The organism is Brevundimonas sp. GN22, assembly GCF_054824005.1.
In genome coordinates, this window is sequence record NZ_JSYD01000028.1 from 15,119 (window position 1) to 30,839 (window position 15,721).

Sequence of the window (15,721 nt, forward strand, 5' to 3'; positions counted from 1 at the left end):
CAACTTACTAACTGCCCTCATGTAGCCCGACGGGCGATAGGGCAACTTTTCCAAGAAAGACCCCGCCTACCGTTTGGCAAGCGGGGCCATCTCTTCACCTAGCCCCGAAGGATCAGGACTTCTTGTCGGCGTCGTCCGAGACTTCCTCGAACTCGGCATCGACCACGCCATCGTCAGCCGGCTGTTCGGCTGCACCCTCGCCACCCTGCTGGGCAGAGTACATGGCTTCACCCAGCTTCATCGAAGCTTGGGCCAGAGCGTTAGTCTTCTCGCGGATCGGCTCCGGATCGGTGCCTTCCTTGGCCGACTTCAGCTCGTCGATAGCGGTCTGGATGGCGGTCTTTTCAGCTTCGCCAACCTTGTCGCCGTGTTCCGACATAGCCTTCTCGGTCGAGTGGATCAGAGCATCGGCCGAGTTAACAGCTTCAACCAGTTCCTTACGGGCCTTGTCCGCTGCAGCGTTGGCTTCAGCTTCCTTGACCATTTGCTCGATGTCCGAGTCCGACAGGCCGCCATTGGCCTGAATGCGGATCGAGTGCTCTTTGTTCGTCGCCTTGTCCTTGGCCGTGACGTGCACGATGCCGTTGGCGTCGATGTCGAAGGCAACCTCGATCTGCGGCATGCCGCGCGGTGCCGGTGGAATGCCCATCAGGTCGAACTGGCCGAGCATCTTGTTGTCTGCGGCCATCGGGCGTTCGCCTTGGAACACGCGGATGGTCACAGCCGACTGGTTGTCTTCGGCGGTCGAGAAGACCTGAGCCTTCTTGGTCGGGATGGTGGTGTTGCGCTCGATCAGCGGGGTGAACACGCCACCCAGGGTCTCGATGCCCAGGGTCAACGGGGTTACGTCCAGCAGCAGCACGTCCTTGACGTCGCCTTGCAGAACGCCAGCCTGAACAGCAGCGCCCAGAGCCACGACTTCGTCAGGGTTCACACCCTTGTGCGGCTCTTTGCCGAAGTATTTCTTCACGGCTTCCTGAACCGCAGGCATGCGGGTCATACCACCGACCAGAACCACTTCGTCGATGTCCGAAGCCTTCAGGCCGGCGTCGGCCAGAGCCTTCTTGCACGGCTCGATCGTACGGGTGATCAGGTCTTCGACCAGAGCTTCCAGCTTGGCGCGCGACAGCTTGATGTTCAGGTGCAGCGGGCCCGAAGCGTTCATGGTGATGAACGGCAGGTTGACCTCGTACTGGGTGGTCGAGGACAGTTCCTTCTTGGCCTTTTCGGCCTCTTCCTTCAGGCGCTGCAGAGCCAGCTTGTCCTGACGCAGGTCGACGCCCTGCTCCTTCTTGAACTCGTCGGCGAGGTAGTCGACCAGACGCAGGTCGAAGTCTTCACCACCGAGGAAGGTGTCGCCGTTGGTCGACTTCACTTCGAAGACGCCATCGCCGATCTCGAGGATCGAGACGTCGAAGGTACCACCGCCGAGGTCGTAAACGGCGATCTTCTGACCGTCGTTCTTGTCCAGACCATAGGCCAGAGCGGCTGCGGTCGGCTCGTTGATGATACGCAGGACTTCAAGGCCGGCGATCTTGCCGGCGTCCTTGGTGGCCTGACGCTGGGCGTCGTTGAAGTAGGCCGGAACCGTGATGACGGCCTGGGTGACGGTTTCACCCAGGTAAGCCTCTGCGGCTTCCTTCATCTTGGTCAGGGTGTAGGCCGAAACCTGTTGCGGCGAGTAGTCCTTGCCGTGGGCCTTGACCCAGGCGTCGCCGTTCGGGCCCTTGGTGATTTCAAAGGGCACCATGCCCTTGTCCTTGGCCACCACCGGATCGTCGAAATTGCGGCCGATCAGGCGCTTGATCGCGAAGAAGGTGTTGGCCGGGTTGGTCACAGCCTGACGCTTGGCAGGCTGACCCACCAGAACTTCACCGCCGTCCTGGATCGCGACCACCGACGGGGTGGTGCGAGCGCCTTCGGCGTTTTCGATGACCTTGGGGTTGCTGCCGTCCATGACGGCGACGCACGAGTTGGTGGTGCCGAGGTCGATGCCGATAATCTTGGCCATGGCCTTGTCTATTTCACTCCTTGCGGCGGGCGATGCGGCGGCCTTCAAAAGCGCCGCGCTTGACCGCCCCCAGTTGGGCTTGAGACGCCTCACCGGCAAGGCCGGATCAGCAGGTTAAATCAGATTGGCCGATCCGTCGTGAAACCACGACCGGTTCGTGACCGTTCGCAGTCGGATATGGGAAAGTCCCTAGCGGCTGCAAGGGCTTCCGACGCAATGAATCTGTTTTCTGTCGACGTTGCGCCAATTCCGCCCTTGAGGGATCGACCTTGCCGCCATTCGCGCGCAGTTTTGATGACAATGAGTGAAGATACCGTCTCCAATCTGATCGTTCCGCCGACCCTGAACACGGGTCTGGAGGGCTTTGTCGTCTGGCCGGGATTACTCGATGGGGACCAGCAGATCGCCTTGCTGGATGATATTCGCGCTGTGGTCAGGGCCGCGTCGTTTTATCGGCCGGTGACACCGGGCGGAAAGGCGTTTTCGGTACGCATGACCAACTGCGGGCCATTGGGATGGGTATCGGACCGCAAGGGCTATCGATACCAGCCGCTCCATCCGGAAACCAATGAGCCATGGCCGCCAATACCACCTGTTCTGCTGTCGATCTGGAATGAGCTGAGCGGATACTCTGCGCCGCCCGATGCCTGTCTGGTGAACTTCTATGAGGACACCGCCAAGATGGGACTTCATCAGGATAAGGATGAAGCGGACTTTACTGCTCCGGTTCTTTCAGTCTCATTGGGCGACACCGCTGTTTTCCGATATGGTGCCGCCGAGGGTGGTCCGACGCGTTCAGTCAGACTGGCATCGGGGGATGTCTGCATCCTGTCTGGACCGGCGCGATTGGCGCGCCACGGGATCGACCGGGTTATTTCAGGGACGTCGCGCCTGCTGCCATCCGGAGGGCGGATCAATCTGACTTTGCGGCGTGCAGTCGCCCCTAGTGACGGCACAAGCACTTAATGTTTCACATGAAACGATAACGGACGGGAGCTAGAGACCATGGCCAACATCACCACTCCGGAAGGTTTGTCTGAAGACCAAACGGCCCCCACACGCCGTGGTCTGGGCAAGATCGCAGCGGCCGGCGCGGCCTTTGCTGCCTATGCCCCCGCAGCGATGTCGCAAGAGGCGACGCCGATCCAGACCTCGAGCGATGGACTGGATGCGGGAGACATCACCTATCCGGCACCTGACGGTTTCCAGCTGCCGGCCTATGTGGCGCGCCCCTCAGGTGCAGGCCCCTTCCCTGTGATTATCGTCGCTTCCGAGATTTTCGGCGTCCATGAATACATCCGCGATGTCTGCCGCCGACTGGCCCGTGAGGGCTATGTTGCGATTGCGCCCGCCTTCTTCGTGCGCGAGGCCGATCCGGCACCGCTCAGCGACTTCCAACAGATCATCGCCATCGTGAACAAGGCTACCTATGAACAGGTGATGGGCGATATCGCCGGCGGGCTGGCGTGGGCCAAGGCACAGCCGTTCGCAGACACGGGCCGCGTGGGCATCACCGGTTTCTGCTGGGGCGGCAAGGTCGTGTGGCAGGCCGCCGCGCGCTTTGGCCAGGAAATAAAAGCAGGCGTTGCTTGGTATGGGCGCTTGGCCCCTGCCGCCAACGCCACCCCGGAACAAATCGAAGCCGGAAAGCCATGGCCCATTGATCTGGTTGGCGAGCTGGGCGGCCCGGTCATCGGTCTCTATGGCGATCAGGACACCGGCATCCCCAACGACAGCGTTGCCGCCATGAATGAAGCCCTCGGGGCCGCAGGTCGCACCGACAGCCATGTCACCCTGTTTGAAGGGGCGCAGCACGGTTTCCATGCCGACTATCGCCCCATGTACAACCCGTCTGCAGCCCGAGAAGGCGAGCGCCGGATGATCGAGCATTTCGCCCGCTTCGTGAAAGGCTGAGATACAAAAAACCCGCTGTCCAATGGGCAGCGGGTTTTTCATTTTTAGTGTCTGGCTAGCCTATCAGGCCTTCTCGTCCAGATTGCCGCCGGTAGTGTTGGCTTCGCTATAGGCACCACCCGCCGCTGGGCCCGAGCCCTTGGCGGCCACGACGACCATGGCCGCACGCACGGTGCGGTCAAACAGCGAATAGCCCGGCTGAAGCGTCTGGATGACCTGACCGCCCTGAACCGTATCAGACGGCTGTTCCATCATTGCCTGATGGAAGTGCGGGTCAAAGGCTTCACCGGCTTCTGGAGCGACCTTCTTCAGACCATTGGCCTCGAAGGCCGACAGAAGCGACTTTTGCACCAGTTCCAGACCCGTCACGAGGCTGGCAGTCGCGCCTTCCGACTCTTTCGGCGCGGCTTGCAGCGCACGCTCCAAGCTGTCGGCGACGCCCAGCAGATCCTTGGAGAAACGCTGGATGGCATAGGCGCGTGCGTCGTTAGCTTGGGTCTCAGCGCGGCGCTTGGTGTTCTCGGCCTCGGCGGCAGCACGCAGCGCACGGTCACGCCACTGGTCGCGCTCGGCGATCAGGGCATCGAGCGCGTCCATCTGTGCGTCTTCGTCATTTTTCGGGATGGCCATGTCCTCGTTGAGGTCTTGCTCGAGTTGATCCCGGGTCTCTTCGTTATGATCCGTCACGTTCCTGTCCGTCCAGAATCCGGCCCAGCACCCGGGCGGTATAGTCCACCAACGGGATGACACGGGCATAGTTCAATCGCGCGGGTCCTATCACGCCAATGGCACCAAGGACACGCTGTCTGCCTGACATATAGGGTGCCGCGATGACTGCGGAACCCGAAAGTGAAAATAGTCTTGTTTCTGCACCGATATAGATGCGCACGCCCTGTGCGACACCCACGTCGTCCAGCAGATTGATCAACTGTTCTTTCTGTTCGAGATCGTCGAACAAGATCCGCACGCGTTCGATGTCCTCGACCGCCTTTGCGTCTTGCAGAAGATTGGCGCGACCCCGCACGATCAGGCTGCGGTCGCGTTCGCCCTGCCCTGTCCAAGCGGCGAGCCCCTGCTCGACCAGACGGGCCCCTGCCTCGTCCAGTTCGCGCCTTGCCGTCTCCACCTCGGCACACATTTCCTGACGGGCATCGGCTAGAGGGCGGCCTCGCAGACGTTGGGAAAGGAAGTTGGAAGCCTCCTGCAGCGTCGACGGCGTCACGCCCGCGCTGAGGTTCATGATCCGGTTCTCGACCGTGCCGTCGTCCGCAACCAGAACCGCCAAAGCCTGATCAACGCCCAGTTTGACGAACTCGACATGGCGCACGCCTGCGTCGCTGACAGGGCTGGCAACGATGCCCGCCCCACCTGCAAGACCCGACAGAAGCGAGGACGCGGCCTCCAGCGCTTCCTCCACATTGGCCGAATGTCCACCCGAGCCCATGCTGCCCAGACGGGCATCGATTTCGCGGCGCTCCTCCTGACCGAGATCCCCGACTTCCAGCAAGCCGTCGACGAACAGCCGCAAGCCAGCGTGGGTGGGAGCGCGACCCGCCGATGTGTGCGGCGACAGCAACAGCCCCGCTGCCGTCAGTTGCTGCATGGTGTTGCGGATCGAGGCCGACGAGAGCGACACGCCGCCCTTCTGGATGGTCGCCGAGCCGACCGGCTCACCCGTTTCGAGATAGCTTTCAACGACGCGACGGAAAATATCGCGAGCACGGCCGTCCAGCGTGGACAGGCCCGGCGAAGGATGGAGCAGGCTCATTGTCCGGTTGATCCTAGAAACTCTCGAGCGCGCATGGACGCGCGCCGTCTTATTCAGGATAAGCAGTCAACTGCGCCGCGCAAGCTGCGGCTATCCTACTTTTGCGAGGTATCTCCATGCGTCCTTCCGAACGCACCCCCGACCAACTGCGCACCGTCACGCTGGAGACAGGCGTAACCCGCTATGCCGAGGGCTCGTGCATGGTTAGCTTTGGCCACACCAAGGTGCTGGTCACCGCCTCGGTCGAGGAGAAGGTGCCGGGCTGGATGCGCAACACGGGCAAGGGCTGGGTGACCGCTGAGTACGGCATGCTGCCACGCGCCACCCACACCCGTGGCCGCCGTGAAGCGGCTGCTGGCAAGCAGTCGGGCCGCACACAGGAAATCCAGCGTCTGATAGGCCGCTCGCTGCGCGCTGTTGTCGATCTGGAAGCTTTGGGCGAGCGTCAGGTCGTGGTGGACTGTGACGTGATCCAGGCCGATGGCGGCACCCGTACCGCGTCCATCACGGGCGCTTGGGTCGCTATGGCCATCGCCTTCAAGAAGATGGTCGAAGCCGGAACGCTGGCCAAGTACCCGATCTTCGATCAGGTCGCCGCCGTTTCGTCCGGTATCTATAATGACGTCGCCGTGCTGGACCTCGACTATGACGAGGATTCCACCGCAGAAGCTGATAGCAACTATGTGCTGACGGGCAACGGCAACATCGTTGAAATTCAGGCCACCGGCGAAAAGCGCGGCTTCTCGCGCGCCGAATTCGACCAACTGTTCGCGCTGGCCGAGAAGGGCTGCGTAGAGCTGTTCGAACTGCAAAAGGCTGCAGTCGAAGCGGCTTAAGCCCGGAACCGTCATCACAGGCAGGGGCTTATCTTTCTGAACAAGGAAGGAAGCCCCATGCCCCGCCAAGCCATCGCCCTTGTGTCGACGAGCCTGTTCGCACTGATACTCGGTGCCTGTGACGCCCGACCGTCTGACCCCGTCCCGACCCCGGCGGTCCCGCCGACGACGCCTGCGGCCGCCGCCGTCGAGACCACTGCCGTCATTCAGTCCGGTAGCCTCTCACCGGAAGGCCAACCCCTCGAAAAACCGATCACCTGTCGCGAGGAGCGCGGAGACGAAGCCGCGCAGGCGCTGGTGCGTCGCTGCATCGCCGTAAGCCCCGCGACACGACCGCCCTGCAACGTCGCCAATCCCTGTCAGATGATCGAAAACGAGATTAAACGCGGCTGCGACTTCTTCGGCCCCGACGAAAAGCTCGCCGAGTGCGCCGCCTAACTCCAAAAACTCTCAGAGTATAAAAGCGCTCAAGAAGTGAGCGACCGCGTCGCGAACGTAGCGCCCGACAGAAGGCAAAGCCTTCTGTCGCTCGATCAAAAAACCCCGCCGGACGAAGTCCGACGGGGTTCTTTTTGATCAAAAGATCAACTCTTAGTCGCGGCGCGGACGACGACCGCCACGGTCGCCACCTTCACGCTTCGGACGGCCACCGGTGTCGTCAGACAGCGGGGCTTCGCCGCGCTCGGCGCGCTCGGCGTTGATCTTGTCCGTCAGGTCTTCACCCGTGGCTTGATCAACAACCTTCATCGACAGCTTGGTCTTGCCGCGGTCGTCGAAGCCGAGGAATTTAACCTTAACTTCCTGACCTTCCGAAACGACGTCAGCCGGGTTGGCAACGCGTTCCAGAGCCAGTTGCGACACGTGGACCAGACCGTCCTTGGCACCGAAGAAGTTCACGAATGCGCCGAAATCGACGACCTTCACGACCTTACCGGTGTAGATGGTGCCGACTTCCGGCTCTGCTGCGATCGAGTTGATCCAGTCGCGAGCGGCTTCGATCTTCTCTTGTTCGTTGGCAGCGATCTTGATCGTGCCATCGTCAGCGATGTCGATCTTGGCACCGGTCTTTTCCACGATCTCGCGGATGACCTTGCCGCCCGAACCGATGACTTCGCGGATCTTGTCGACAGCGATCTTGATCGACTCGATCTTCGGAGCGAACTCGCCCAGTTCAGCGCGCGGCGCTTCCATGGCCTTGGCCATTTCGCCGAGGATGTGCAGACGACCAGCCGAAGCTTGGGCGATAGCCTGCTTCATGATCTCTTCGGTGATGCCCGGGACCTTGATGTCCATCTGCAGCGAGGTGATGCCTTCCGAGGTACCAGCGACCTTGAAGTCCATGTCGCCCAGGTGATCTTCGTCACCCAGGATGTCCGACAGGATGGCGAACTCGCCCGACGGCTCCAGGATCAGACCCATGGCGATACCCGACACCGGACGGATCAGCGGAACGCCCGCATCCATCAGGGCCAGCGACGAACCGCAGACGGTTGCCATCGAGGACGAGCCGTTCGACTCGGTGATCTCCGACACCAGACGGATAGTGTACGGGAAGTCTTCCTTCGAAGGCAGCATCGGGCGGATTGCGCGCCATGCCAGCTTGCCGTGACCGATTTCGCGGCGACCCGGCGAGCCCATGCGACCAGCTTCACCGACCGAGTATGGCGGGAAGTTGTAGTGCAGCAGGAAGTTTTCTTTGTAGGTGCCGGTCAGGCTGTCGATGTACTGCTCGTCTTCGCCGGTGCCCAGCGTAGCGACGACCAGAGCTTGCGTTTCACCACGGGTGAACAGGGCCGAACCGTGGGTGCGCGGCAGGACGCCGACTTCCGAAACGATAGCGCGGACCTTGTCGAGCGCACGACCGTCAACGCGGTGAGCGTTTTCGATGATGTCGCGACGCAGCACGTCAGCTTCACATTCCTTGAAAGCCGCCGAGAACTTGGACGAGTCAACGCCGTCCGGGTTCTCTTCGGTCTTCACGAGAGCTTCGGCAGCCTTCTTCTTGGCAGCGTCAACGCCCGAGCGACGTTCGTACTTGCCCGGATGCGCGTAGGCAGCCTTGATCTCTTCGCCAACCAGCGACTTAATCGAAGCGACAACGTCCGAATGGTCTTCGGCCTGGAAGTCGAACGGCTCTTTAGCGGCGTGCTCAGCCAGTTCGATGATGGCGTCGATGACCGGCTGCATGCCCTTATGGGCAAACATCAGGGCCTCGAGCATCTTGTCTTCCGACAGTTCCTTAGCTTCGGATTCAACCATCATCAGAGCGTCGGCAGTGCCGGCGACGACGAGGTCGAGGTCCGAGGTCGGGATTTGGTCGATGGTCGGGTTCAGAACCAGCTCACCGTCGATCATGCCGACGCGAGCAGCACCGATCGGGCCCATGAACGGAACGCCCGAGATGGTCAGAGCAGCCGAGGCTGCAACCATGCCGACAACGTCCGGATCATTTTCCAGGTCGTGCTGCAGGACGGTGACGACGACTTGCGTCTCGTTCTTGAAGCCCTTGACGAACAGCGGACGGATCGGACGGTCGATCAGGCGCGAAACCAGGGTTTCTTTTTCGGTCGGACGGCCTTCACGCTTGAAGTAGCCACCCGGGATCTTGCCGGCTGCGAAAGTCTTTTCTTGGTAGTTCACGGTCAGCGGGAAGAAGTCCATTCCCGGCTTCGGTGCGCGACCGTAGACGACGGTGGCCAGAACTACGGTCTCGCCGTAGGTCGCCAGCACAGCGCCGTCGGCTTGACGGGCGATGCGGCCGGTTTCCAGCGTCAGCGGGCGACCCGCCCACTCGATCGTCTTGCGTTTGATGTCGAACATATTTCTTCTTTCGTCTCCCGCGGGCGTATTCCCGTCGGGGGTGTGCGGAGCCTCGGGCCGTTCAGTCCCTTGGTCCCCGTATATCCGGTGATGCCTTCATCTCCGGATGGTGAAGAGGACCATTTCTCGCGGCCCTCGCGTCGGTTGCGCTGTCTCGTCCCACAGCGCCGGGAAACTCATATACTAGGAGCGGAACGAGGCGCGGACGTGACCGCCCGCGCCTCGTGGAAATTCATCCGATCCGCAACCGGGGCGCCTTAGCGACGCAGGCCCAGCTTGGTGATCAGCGCCACGTAACGGGCGTTGTCCACCTTGTTCAGGTGGTCGAGCAGACGACGACGCTGCGAGACCATCTTCAGAAGGCCGCGACGCGAGTGGTTGTCTTTTTTGTGGGTCTTGAAGTGCTCGGTCAGGTTCGCGATGCGGACCGACAGGATTGCAACTTGCACTTCAGCCGAACCGGTGTCGCCTTGCGAGCGAGCGTTTTCAGCAATGACTTCAGCTTTACGGGTAGCCGTGATCGACATCAGAGTCTCCGTTATTGGAGGTTAAATACGCGGTCTGGCGCAAGCCGACCGGCCTTGAGATTGCAGAGGCAAACCAGCGTCCCGTCCGAATAGACCGAGATCAGCCCCTCTTCCGACGACAGCCGGCTTTGGAGTTGTTCGATCTGCTGCGGCAGCAGAACAATGGGTCGTCCCTGTCTCAGAGAGAGGGCTTCCTGTTCCGTCACGGCCAGATCCGGGATGTCGTCCAGAGCGGTCGCAACAGGCAAAAGGCCTTCAGAGGCGCGGCCCTTATGCGCCAAATCCTCGAGAAAATCCAGTGTGACGGCGTTCTGCACGGAAAACGGCCCCACCATCTCGCGTCGCAGAACCGAAACATGCCCCTCTGCCCCGAGGACGGCGGCAAGATCTCGCGCGAGAGAACGCACATAGACGCCCTTGCCCGTGCGCATGGTGACTTCGATGTGGTCCGCATCCGGTACGTCGGTGACGGCGACTTCGTGGATCGTAACGCGACGCGATTTCAGTTCAACTTCAACGCCTTCGCGCGCGAGGTCATAGGCGCGCTCGCCGTTGACGCGGATCGCCGAGAAGGCCGGAGGGACCTGATCGATCTCTCCAACGAACTGCGGAAGCGCGGCCTTCACCTGCTCGACCGTCGGGCGCACATCGGACGTACCGATGACGGTGCCTTCACGGTCGATACTGTCGGTGGAGGTGCCCCACTCGATGACGAAGCGATAAATTTTCTGCGCGTCCATCATGAACGGCACAGTCTTGGTCGCCTCGCCCAGCGCAATCGGCAGGATTCCAGATGCCAGCGGGTCCAGCGTCCCCGCATGTCCCGCCTTCTGCGCATTGAACAGACGGCGGACCTTGGTTACCGCATCGGTCGAGCCCATCTCGTAGGGCTTATCCAGACAGACCCAGCCGTTGACGATATCGCCCTTCTTGCGGCGGGCCATCAGTCTTCCTGTTCGTCGTCTTTGCGTTGCAGGTCCGCCTGAATGCGCGGATCGGCAAACAGCTTGTCCATCATGTTCGCGGCGTTGAAGCTCTTGTCGTGCAAGAAGCGCAGTTCCGGCGTGTATTTCATGTCGATGCGGCGGCCCAGCAGGCCGCGCACGAATTTCGAATGCTCGTTCAGTGCCTTTTCGACGTCCTCTTCGAGGCCGTTGGTGTCAGCGGTCGTAACGCCTGCGCCCAGCGGCTCGACGAAGACCGTGGCGTGGCGCAGATCAGGGCTCATGCGCACTTCGGTCACGGTCAGGGAAACGCCGGTCAGCACTTCGTCGTGGATTTCGTTTTCACGCAGCACATCAACCAGGGCGTGGCGGATCAGCTCGCCTGCGCGCAGCTGGCGCTGGCTCGGACCTTGGGGACCACTGGCGTTGCGGGTGTGTTGTTTGCGGGCCATGTGACCTGCCTCCTTCATCTTCGCGCCGCCGGGGATCGGACGCCGGCTGACTAACGCGAAGGGCGCGGTCTAGTCATTGTGGACGATCAAGTCCAGTTCGACCCTCGTTATAGGCCTCTACAGCGCGTGTCAGTTCAGCAGATACGAGTGAGCGACCAACAGGCACGCTGACACCGCCGGCATGTAGCACAGAGGCCATCCAGTGGTTGCACAGGTGCACAACGGAGAACCGCTCGGAGGAGTCCCAGAAGGTCGCGTAGGACACGGCGCTGCCCACCACCTTGGCAGGCAGGGGTTCGCGTTTGGCATCCAGCGTCAGGGTCTCGAGGATGCGCTGCCGAAGGGCGATGGCACCCGTTTCGTCCACTCTGAAGGAGACAGCGTCATAGGGGAAGTCTTTGCCCGCCTCGGTCTGCACCGGAATAAACCGCACCACAGAGGTCGATCCGCCGGGCGTGAACAGTGCCCTCAAACCGTCGGGGAGCCGCCCGATGATCTCGCCCTCTTCCTGATAGAAGCGGCTATCACCCCAGCCGATGAGGAACCAGTCGCCCTGCCCGCTCGACGCCGTGGCCTCGGCCAAGGCATCGTCATGGGCCATCAGCAAGGCGCGCGGCACAGCCAGATCGGTGTGAAAGCCGTTGTCCAAAAGATAGAGACTGACAACCGGCTGCTGCGTTCGCGGAGCAGCTTTCCAGTCCGCGCTCCACCAACCGGCCAGCCCTGCCACTAGCATCAGCAGAGCGAGGCCAAGCCAGCGCATGGCTTAACGGTCCGAAGGCATATCGCTCAGCGAGTTGGGCAACCCCGCCCATTCGCCGCGATAGCGGTATTTCAGGGCGACGCAGTGGCGTTTCTTGCCATCGGGCCAATGTCCGACAGCGTGGATGGTCAAGGGACGGCCCGAGCGGACGCGGCCCACCACCAGCCATGCCTCTTCCGATCCGGGGCACAGGGCGCGGCCAAGGGCGCGGCCATCCCCTTCGGGCACGATGGCATAGACGCTTCCCCCTCGATCTTCGGAGGGCACCACGTCTTGAACACCACTGACAGACTGGGGACGGAAGTTCGCCGAGCCGCGGCTGGTAGTTGAATACAGGCCACGCACCCGTGTCGCACCGAATAGGCCGCGCTCGATCTCCAGCGTGATGCCGCGCGTCAGCGACTGGGTCGTCCGGTCATCGGCGTCGAACGCCAGATAGCGGACATCCGCCGCGGCGTTTCCAGCCACGGCCGACAAGGCTGTCATCGCCAGCACCGCCCAAACGCTTTTGTTCATCACATATTCCGTCGATATCGCCCCACCAGAACGTATCGTCTCGGCAGATAGGCGCAACCCAAAGAAAAAGGCGCGGTACCTTTCGATACCGCGCCCTTTATTCCGATCACCTCGGAAGAGACGAACCCTAGTCGAGGGTGCGCTTGATCTCTTCGACGGTGAAGCACTCGATGAAGTCGCCTTCCTTGATGTCCTGGAAGCCGGCGAACTGCATGCCGCATTCCTGACCCGACGGGACTTCGTTGACTTCGTCCTTGAAGCGCTTGAGCGTGTTGAGCACGCCCAATTCCAGCACCACCACGTCGTCGCGGATGATACGGACGCGAGCGCCCTTGCGGACCACACCTTCGGTGACACGGCAGCCGGCGATACGGCCGACCTTGGTGATGTCGAAGGCTTGCAGCACCTTGGCGTTACCCAGGAAGGTTTCGCGTTGGATCGGTGCCAGCATGCCCGACAGCACGCCCTTAATGTCATCCAGCAGGTCGTAGATGATCGAGTAGTAACGGATCTCGACGCCTTCGCGCTCGGCCAGATCGCGTGCTTGCTTCGAAGCACGGACGTTGAAGCCGAGGATCGGAGCACCGGCCGACTTGGCCAGGTTCACGTCGCTCTCGGTGATACCACCAGCAGCTTGCAGAACCACACGGGCGCGCACTTCGTCGGTGCCCATCTTCTCCAGCGATGCCGCTATGGCCTCGCCCGAGCCTTGGACGTCCGACTTGATGAGGACCGGCAGTTCGCTGATCTTCTTGGTGCCCAGCTTGGCCATCATGTCAGCCAGCGACAGAGCACCACCAGCAGCCTGCGACTTATCGCGCTTGCTACGTTGACGATATTCTACCAGCTCGCGGGCACGGGCTTCGCTTTCCACCACGGCGAAGGCATCGCCCGGGGTCGGTGCTTCGGACAGGCCGAGGATTTCGACCGGAACCGACGGACCAGCTTCGCTCAGTTGCTCGTTGCGCTCGTTCAGCAAGGCGCGAACCTTACCCCACGATGCACCAGCCACCACGATGTCAGCACGCTTGAGCGTACCGCGCTTGACCAGAACCGTAGCCACCGGGCCACGACCCTTGTCCAGCTTGCCTTCGATGACCACACCTTCAGCCGAGCGTTCCGGGTTGGCGCGCAGTTCCAGAACTTCGGTTTGAAGCAGGATGGCGTCGGTCAGGCCCTTCAGGTTGGTGCGTTCCTTGGCCGACAGCTCCACAATCATGGTGTCACCGCCGTAGGCTTCGGCAACGATCTCGTGTTGCAGCAGCTCGTTGATGACCTTCTGCGGATCAGCGCCCGGCTTGTCGATCTTGTTGACGGCCACGATGATCGGCGAACCAGCAGCCTTGGCGTGCTGGATGGCTTCGATCGTCTGCGGCATCACGCCATCGTCGGCAGCCACAACCAGAACCACGATGTCGGTCACGTTCGCACCGCGAGCACGCATAGCCGAGAAGGCGGCGTGACCCGGGGTGTCCAGGAAGGTGATGCGCTGACCATCTTCCAGGCGAACCTGATAGGCACCGATGTGCTGGGTGATGCCACCAGCTTCGCCAGCGGCGACGTCCGTGGTGCGCAGGGCATCCAGCAGCGAGGTCTTGCCGTGGTCGACGTGGCCCATGATGGCCACGACCGGAGCACGTGCTTCGGTGGCGTCGCTGTCGTCGGCTTGAGACAGGAAGCCTTCTTCAACGTCCGAGTCCGAGACGCGCTTGACGGTCATGCCGTATTCCGAGGCCACCAGTTCGGCGGTATCGGAATCGATGACGTCGTTGATCTTCATCATCAGGCCCTGACGCATCAGGAATTTGATGATGTCGACACCACGCACGGCCATACGGATAGCCAGTTCGCCAACGGTGATGACGTCAGGAATGACGACTTCGCGCGGACGGTTCGGAGCGTCGGTCGACGAGCCCTTACGTTTTTCTTTTTCACGTTCGCGAGCACGGCGGACCGAGGCCAGCGAGCGCATGCGTTCACCGGCTTCACCGTCACCGGCCACCGAGTGAATGGTCAGGCGGCCTTCGCGACGCTTGGGTTCACCACGCGTACGGCTGACGGCCTTGCTCGGGGCGTTCTCGCCGAAACGCTTCTCGCGGCTGTCGCCATCACGATCAGGACGGCTGAAGCCTGCACCAGCGGTGCGGACCGGACGTGCCACTTCCGGCGTTGCCGGCGGTTGGTTCGGAGCGGGACGGCCACCAGGACCGGTACGCGGACCCTTGCCAGCAGCGTTCGGAGCCGGACGCGGGTTCAGCGCCGAATAACGAACAGTCTGTGCCGGACGTGCCGGACGGTCACCGCCCTCGGTGCGGTTGCCACCTTGCGGACGGCTACCCTGTGGGCGGTTGCCTTGCGGACGATCCGATTGCGGACGGTCGTTGCTTTGCGGACGATCGCCAGCACCCTGGGCTTGCTCGCGAGCCGAGCGGCCGCCCAGCGAAGCGGCCGGAGCGCGGTTGCTCGGAGCCTTGGGCGTACGTTGGCCGAAGTTGACCTGCGGGCGCGGCTTCGGAGCCGGAGCCGGTGCCGGAGCAGCGGCGGCTACGGGCTTGGGAGCCTCGGCAGCCTTCGGTGCTTCAACCTTGGGCGCTTCTACCGGCTTCGGTGCTTCGGCCGGCTTGGCAGCAGCCTTGGCAGCTTCGACCTTGGCGGCCTCAGCAGCGGCAGCAGCGCGTTCGGCAGCAGCCTTTTCGGCAGCAATCTTTTCAGCGGCCTGACGGCGCTCGCGTTCGGCATTGGCTACGGTTGCAGCGGCAATGGCGCGACGACGGGCCTCCATCTCCTCGGCGGACAGACCGCCTGCGTTGGATTGGCCACGCGGCGCGTTACCGCGCGGTGCATTGCCGTCGTTACGTGGGCGCGCAACATCGAAGCCCTGAGGGCGTTGATGGCCGCCGCCAGCGCCTGGACGGCGCTTGGTCTCGACAACAACCGTCTTCGATCGGCCATGGCTGAAGCTTTGCTTCACCGTGCCGGTCGAGACCGAGCCTGCAGCCCGCGGCTTCAAAGTCAGGGGCGCGCGGGCGCCGCCTTGCGAAGGCGCATTGCTAGGGGTCTTGCCGTCGTTGGTTTTGTCGTTTTCGTCGCTCATCCGGTCGCTTTACTTGTGGCGGAGAATTCCGCCTTCGTCTTTTATACCCATACACGAATACGGCCCCGCCTCCTTA

Annotated in this window: 14 protein-coding genes; 4 read left to right on the forward strand and 10 right to left on the reverse strand. The window is 62.0% G+C overall.

The features are described from left to right. Positions 1-112 precede the first annotated feature (112 nt). Positions 113-2,011, reverse strand: a complete 1,899-nt coding sequence (dnaK, locus tag OB03_RS04540; RefSeq protein WP_461343347.1) for a molecular chaperone DnaK — start codon at positions 2,009-2,011, stop codon at positions 113-115. A 300-nt stretch (positions 2,012-2,311) separates the two neighbouring features. Between dnaK and OB03_RS04545 the strand changes: the two genes are divergently transcribed. Both OB03_RS04545 and OB03_RS04550 read left to right on the forward strand, forming a co-directional pair. Then, positions 2,312-2,977, forward strand: a complete 666-nt coding sequence (locus OB03_RS04545) for an alpha-ketoglutarate-dependent dioxygenase AlkB family protein (protein ID WP_461343348.1) — start codon at positions 2,312-2,314, stop codon at positions 2,975-2,977. Between the two features lie 39 nt (positions 2,978-3,016). Then, positions 3,017-3,925, forward strand: a complete 909-nt coding sequence (locus tag OB03_RS04550; protein WP_242912460.1) for a dienelactone hydrolase family protein — start codon at positions 3,017-3,019, stop codon at positions 3,923-3,925. 63 nt (positions 3,926-3,988) lie between these two features. Here OB03_RS04550 and grpE read toward each other — a convergent pair whose 3' ends face one another. Beyond that, a complete protein-coding gene (grpE, locus tag OB03_RS04555) occupies positions 3,989-4,555 on the reverse strand; it encodes a nucleotide exchange factor GrpE (protein ID WP_461343377.1) in 567 nt (188 codons plus the stop codon). Positions 4,556-4,598: 43 nt separating this feature from the next. Beyond that, positions 4,599-5,693: a heat-inducible transcriptional repressor HrcA gene (gene hrcA / locus OB03_RS04560; protein WP_461343349.1), complete on the reverse strand. Its 1,095-nt coding sequence runs from the start codon at positions 5,691-5,693 to the stop codon at positions 4,599-4,601. A 116-nt stretch (positions 5,694-5,809) separates the two neighbouring features. Between hrcA and rph the strand changes: the two genes are divergently transcribed. Both rph and OB03_RS04570 read left to right on the forward strand, forming a co-directional pair. Then, positions 5,810-6,529 (forward strand): ribonuclease PH, encoded by a 720-nt coding sequence (gene rph, locus OB03_RS04565; RefSeq protein WP_461343350.1) that lies wholly within the window; start codon positions 5,810-5,812, stop codon positions 6,527-6,529. Positions 6,530-6,586: 57 nt separating this feature from the next. Continuing rightward, entirely contained in the window at positions 6,587-6,967 is a 381-nt protein-coding gene (locus OB03_RS04570) for a hypothetical protein (RefSeq protein WP_461343351.1), read from the forward strand. A 153-nt stretch (positions 6,968-7,120) separates the two neighbouring features. Here the strand turns inward: OB03_RS04570 and pnp are convergent, their stop codons facing one another. The 7 genes from pnp to infB form a co-directional block, all read right to left on the reverse strand. Next, on the reverse strand, positions 7,121-9,349 hold the full coding sequence (gene pnp / locus OB03_RS04575; RefSeq protein ID WP_461343352.1) for a polyribonucleotide nucleotidyltransferase: 2,229 nt from the start codon (positions 9,347-9,349) through the stop codon (positions 7,121-7,123). A 257-nt stretch (positions 9,350-9,606) separates the two neighbouring features. Then, positions 9,607-9,876 (reverse strand): 30S ribosomal protein S15, encoded by a 270-nt coding sequence (gene rpsO, locus OB03_RS04580; RefSeq protein WP_242912465.1) that lies wholly within the window; start codon positions 9,874-9,876, stop codon positions 9,607-9,609. A gap of 11 nt (positions 9,877-9,887) precedes the next feature. Next, the gene (gene truB / locus OB03_RS04585) at positions 9,888-10,820 is read right to left on the reverse strand and encodes a tRNA pseudouridine(55) synthase TruB (protein ID WP_461343353.1); all 933 of its coding nucleotides are present in this window, start codon (positions 10,818-10,820) and stop codon (positions 9,888-9,890) included. Further along, entirely contained in the window at positions 10,820-11,272 is a 453-nt protein-coding gene (rbfA, locus tag OB03_RS04590) for a 30S ribosome-binding factor RbfA (RefSeq protein ID WP_242912467.1), read from the reverse strand. The genes truB and rbfA overlap by 1 nt, the downstream gene beginning before the upstream one ends. A 73-nt stretch (positions 11,273-11,345) precedes the next feature. Then, entirely contained in the window at positions 11,346-12,035 is a 690-nt protein-coding gene (locus OB03_RS04595) for a DUF2459 domain-containing protein (protein WP_461343354.1), read from the reverse strand. Between the two features lie 3 nt (positions 12,036-12,038). Then, on the reverse strand, positions 12,039-12,551 hold the full coding sequence (locus tag OB03_RS04600; protein ID WP_461343355.1) for a hypothetical protein: 513 nt from the start codon (positions 12,549-12,551) through the stop codon (positions 12,039-12,041). 127 nt (positions 12,552-12,678) lie between these two features. Next, positions 12,679-15,645: a translation initiation factor IF-2 gene (infB, locus tag OB03_RS04605; RefSeq protein ID WP_461343356.1), complete on the reverse strand. Its 2,967-nt coding sequence runs from the start codon at positions 15,643-15,645 to the stop codon at positions 12,679-12,681. Between the last annotated feature and the right edge of the window lie 76 nt (positions 15,646-15,721).

Excerpts from the sequence above, each read along its gene's own strand:
- dnaK (WP_461343347.1), bottom strand. The coding sequence starts at position 2,011 with ATGGCCAAGATTATCGGCATCGACCTCGGCACCACCAACTCGTGCGTC.
- OB03_RS04545 (WP_461343348.1), top strand. The coding sequence starts at position 2,312 with ATGAGTGAAGATACCGTCTCCAATCTGATCGTTCCGCCGACCCTGAAC.
- OB03_RS04550 (WP_242912460.1), top strand. The coding sequence starts at position 3,017 with ATGGCCAACATCACCACTCCGGAAGGTTTGTCTGAAGACCAAACGGCC.
- grpE (WP_461343377.1), bottom strand. The coding sequence starts at position 4,555 with ATGGCCATCCCGAAAAATGACGAAGACGCACAGATGGACGCGCTCGAT.
- hrcA (WP_461343349.1), bottom strand. The coding sequence starts at position 5,693 with ATGAGCCTGCTCCATCCTTCGCCGGGCCTGTCCACGCTGGACGGCCGT.
- rph (WP_461343350.1), top strand. The coding sequence starts at position 5,810 with ATGCGTCCTTCCGAACGCACCCCCGACCAACTGCGCACCGTCACGCTG.
- OB03_RS04570 (WP_461343351.1), top strand. The coding sequence starts at position 6,587 with ATGCCCCGCCAAGCCATCGCCCTTGTGTCGACGAGCCTGTTCGCACTG.
- pnp (WP_461343352.1), bottom strand. The coding sequence starts at position 9,349 with ATGTTCGACATCAAACGCAAGACGATCGAGTGGGCGGGTCGCCCGCTG.
- rpsO (WP_242912465.1), bottom strand. The coding sequence starts at position 9,876 with ATGTCGATCACGGCTACCCGTAAAGCTGAAGTCATTGCTGAAAACGCT.
- truB (WP_461343353.1), bottom strand. The coding sequence starts at position 10,820 with ATGGCCCGCCGCAAGAAGGGCGATATCGTCAACGGCTGGGTCTGTCTG.
- rbfA (WP_242912467.1), bottom strand. The coding sequence starts at position 11,272 with ATGGCCCGCAAACAACACACCCGCAACGCCAGTGGTCCCCAAGGTCCG.
- OB03_RS04595 (WP_461343354.1), bottom strand. The coding sequence starts at position 12,035 with ATGCGCTGGCTTGGCCTCGCTCTGCTGATGCTAGTGGCAGGGCTGGCC.
- OB03_RS04600 (WP_461343355.1), bottom strand. The coding sequence starts at position 12,551 with ATGAACAAAAGCGTTTGGGCGGTGCTGGCGATGACAGCCTTGTCGGCC.
- infB (WP_461343356.1), bottom strand. The coding sequence starts at position 15,645 with ATGAGCGACGAAAACGACAAAACCAACGACGGCAAGACCCCTAGCAAT.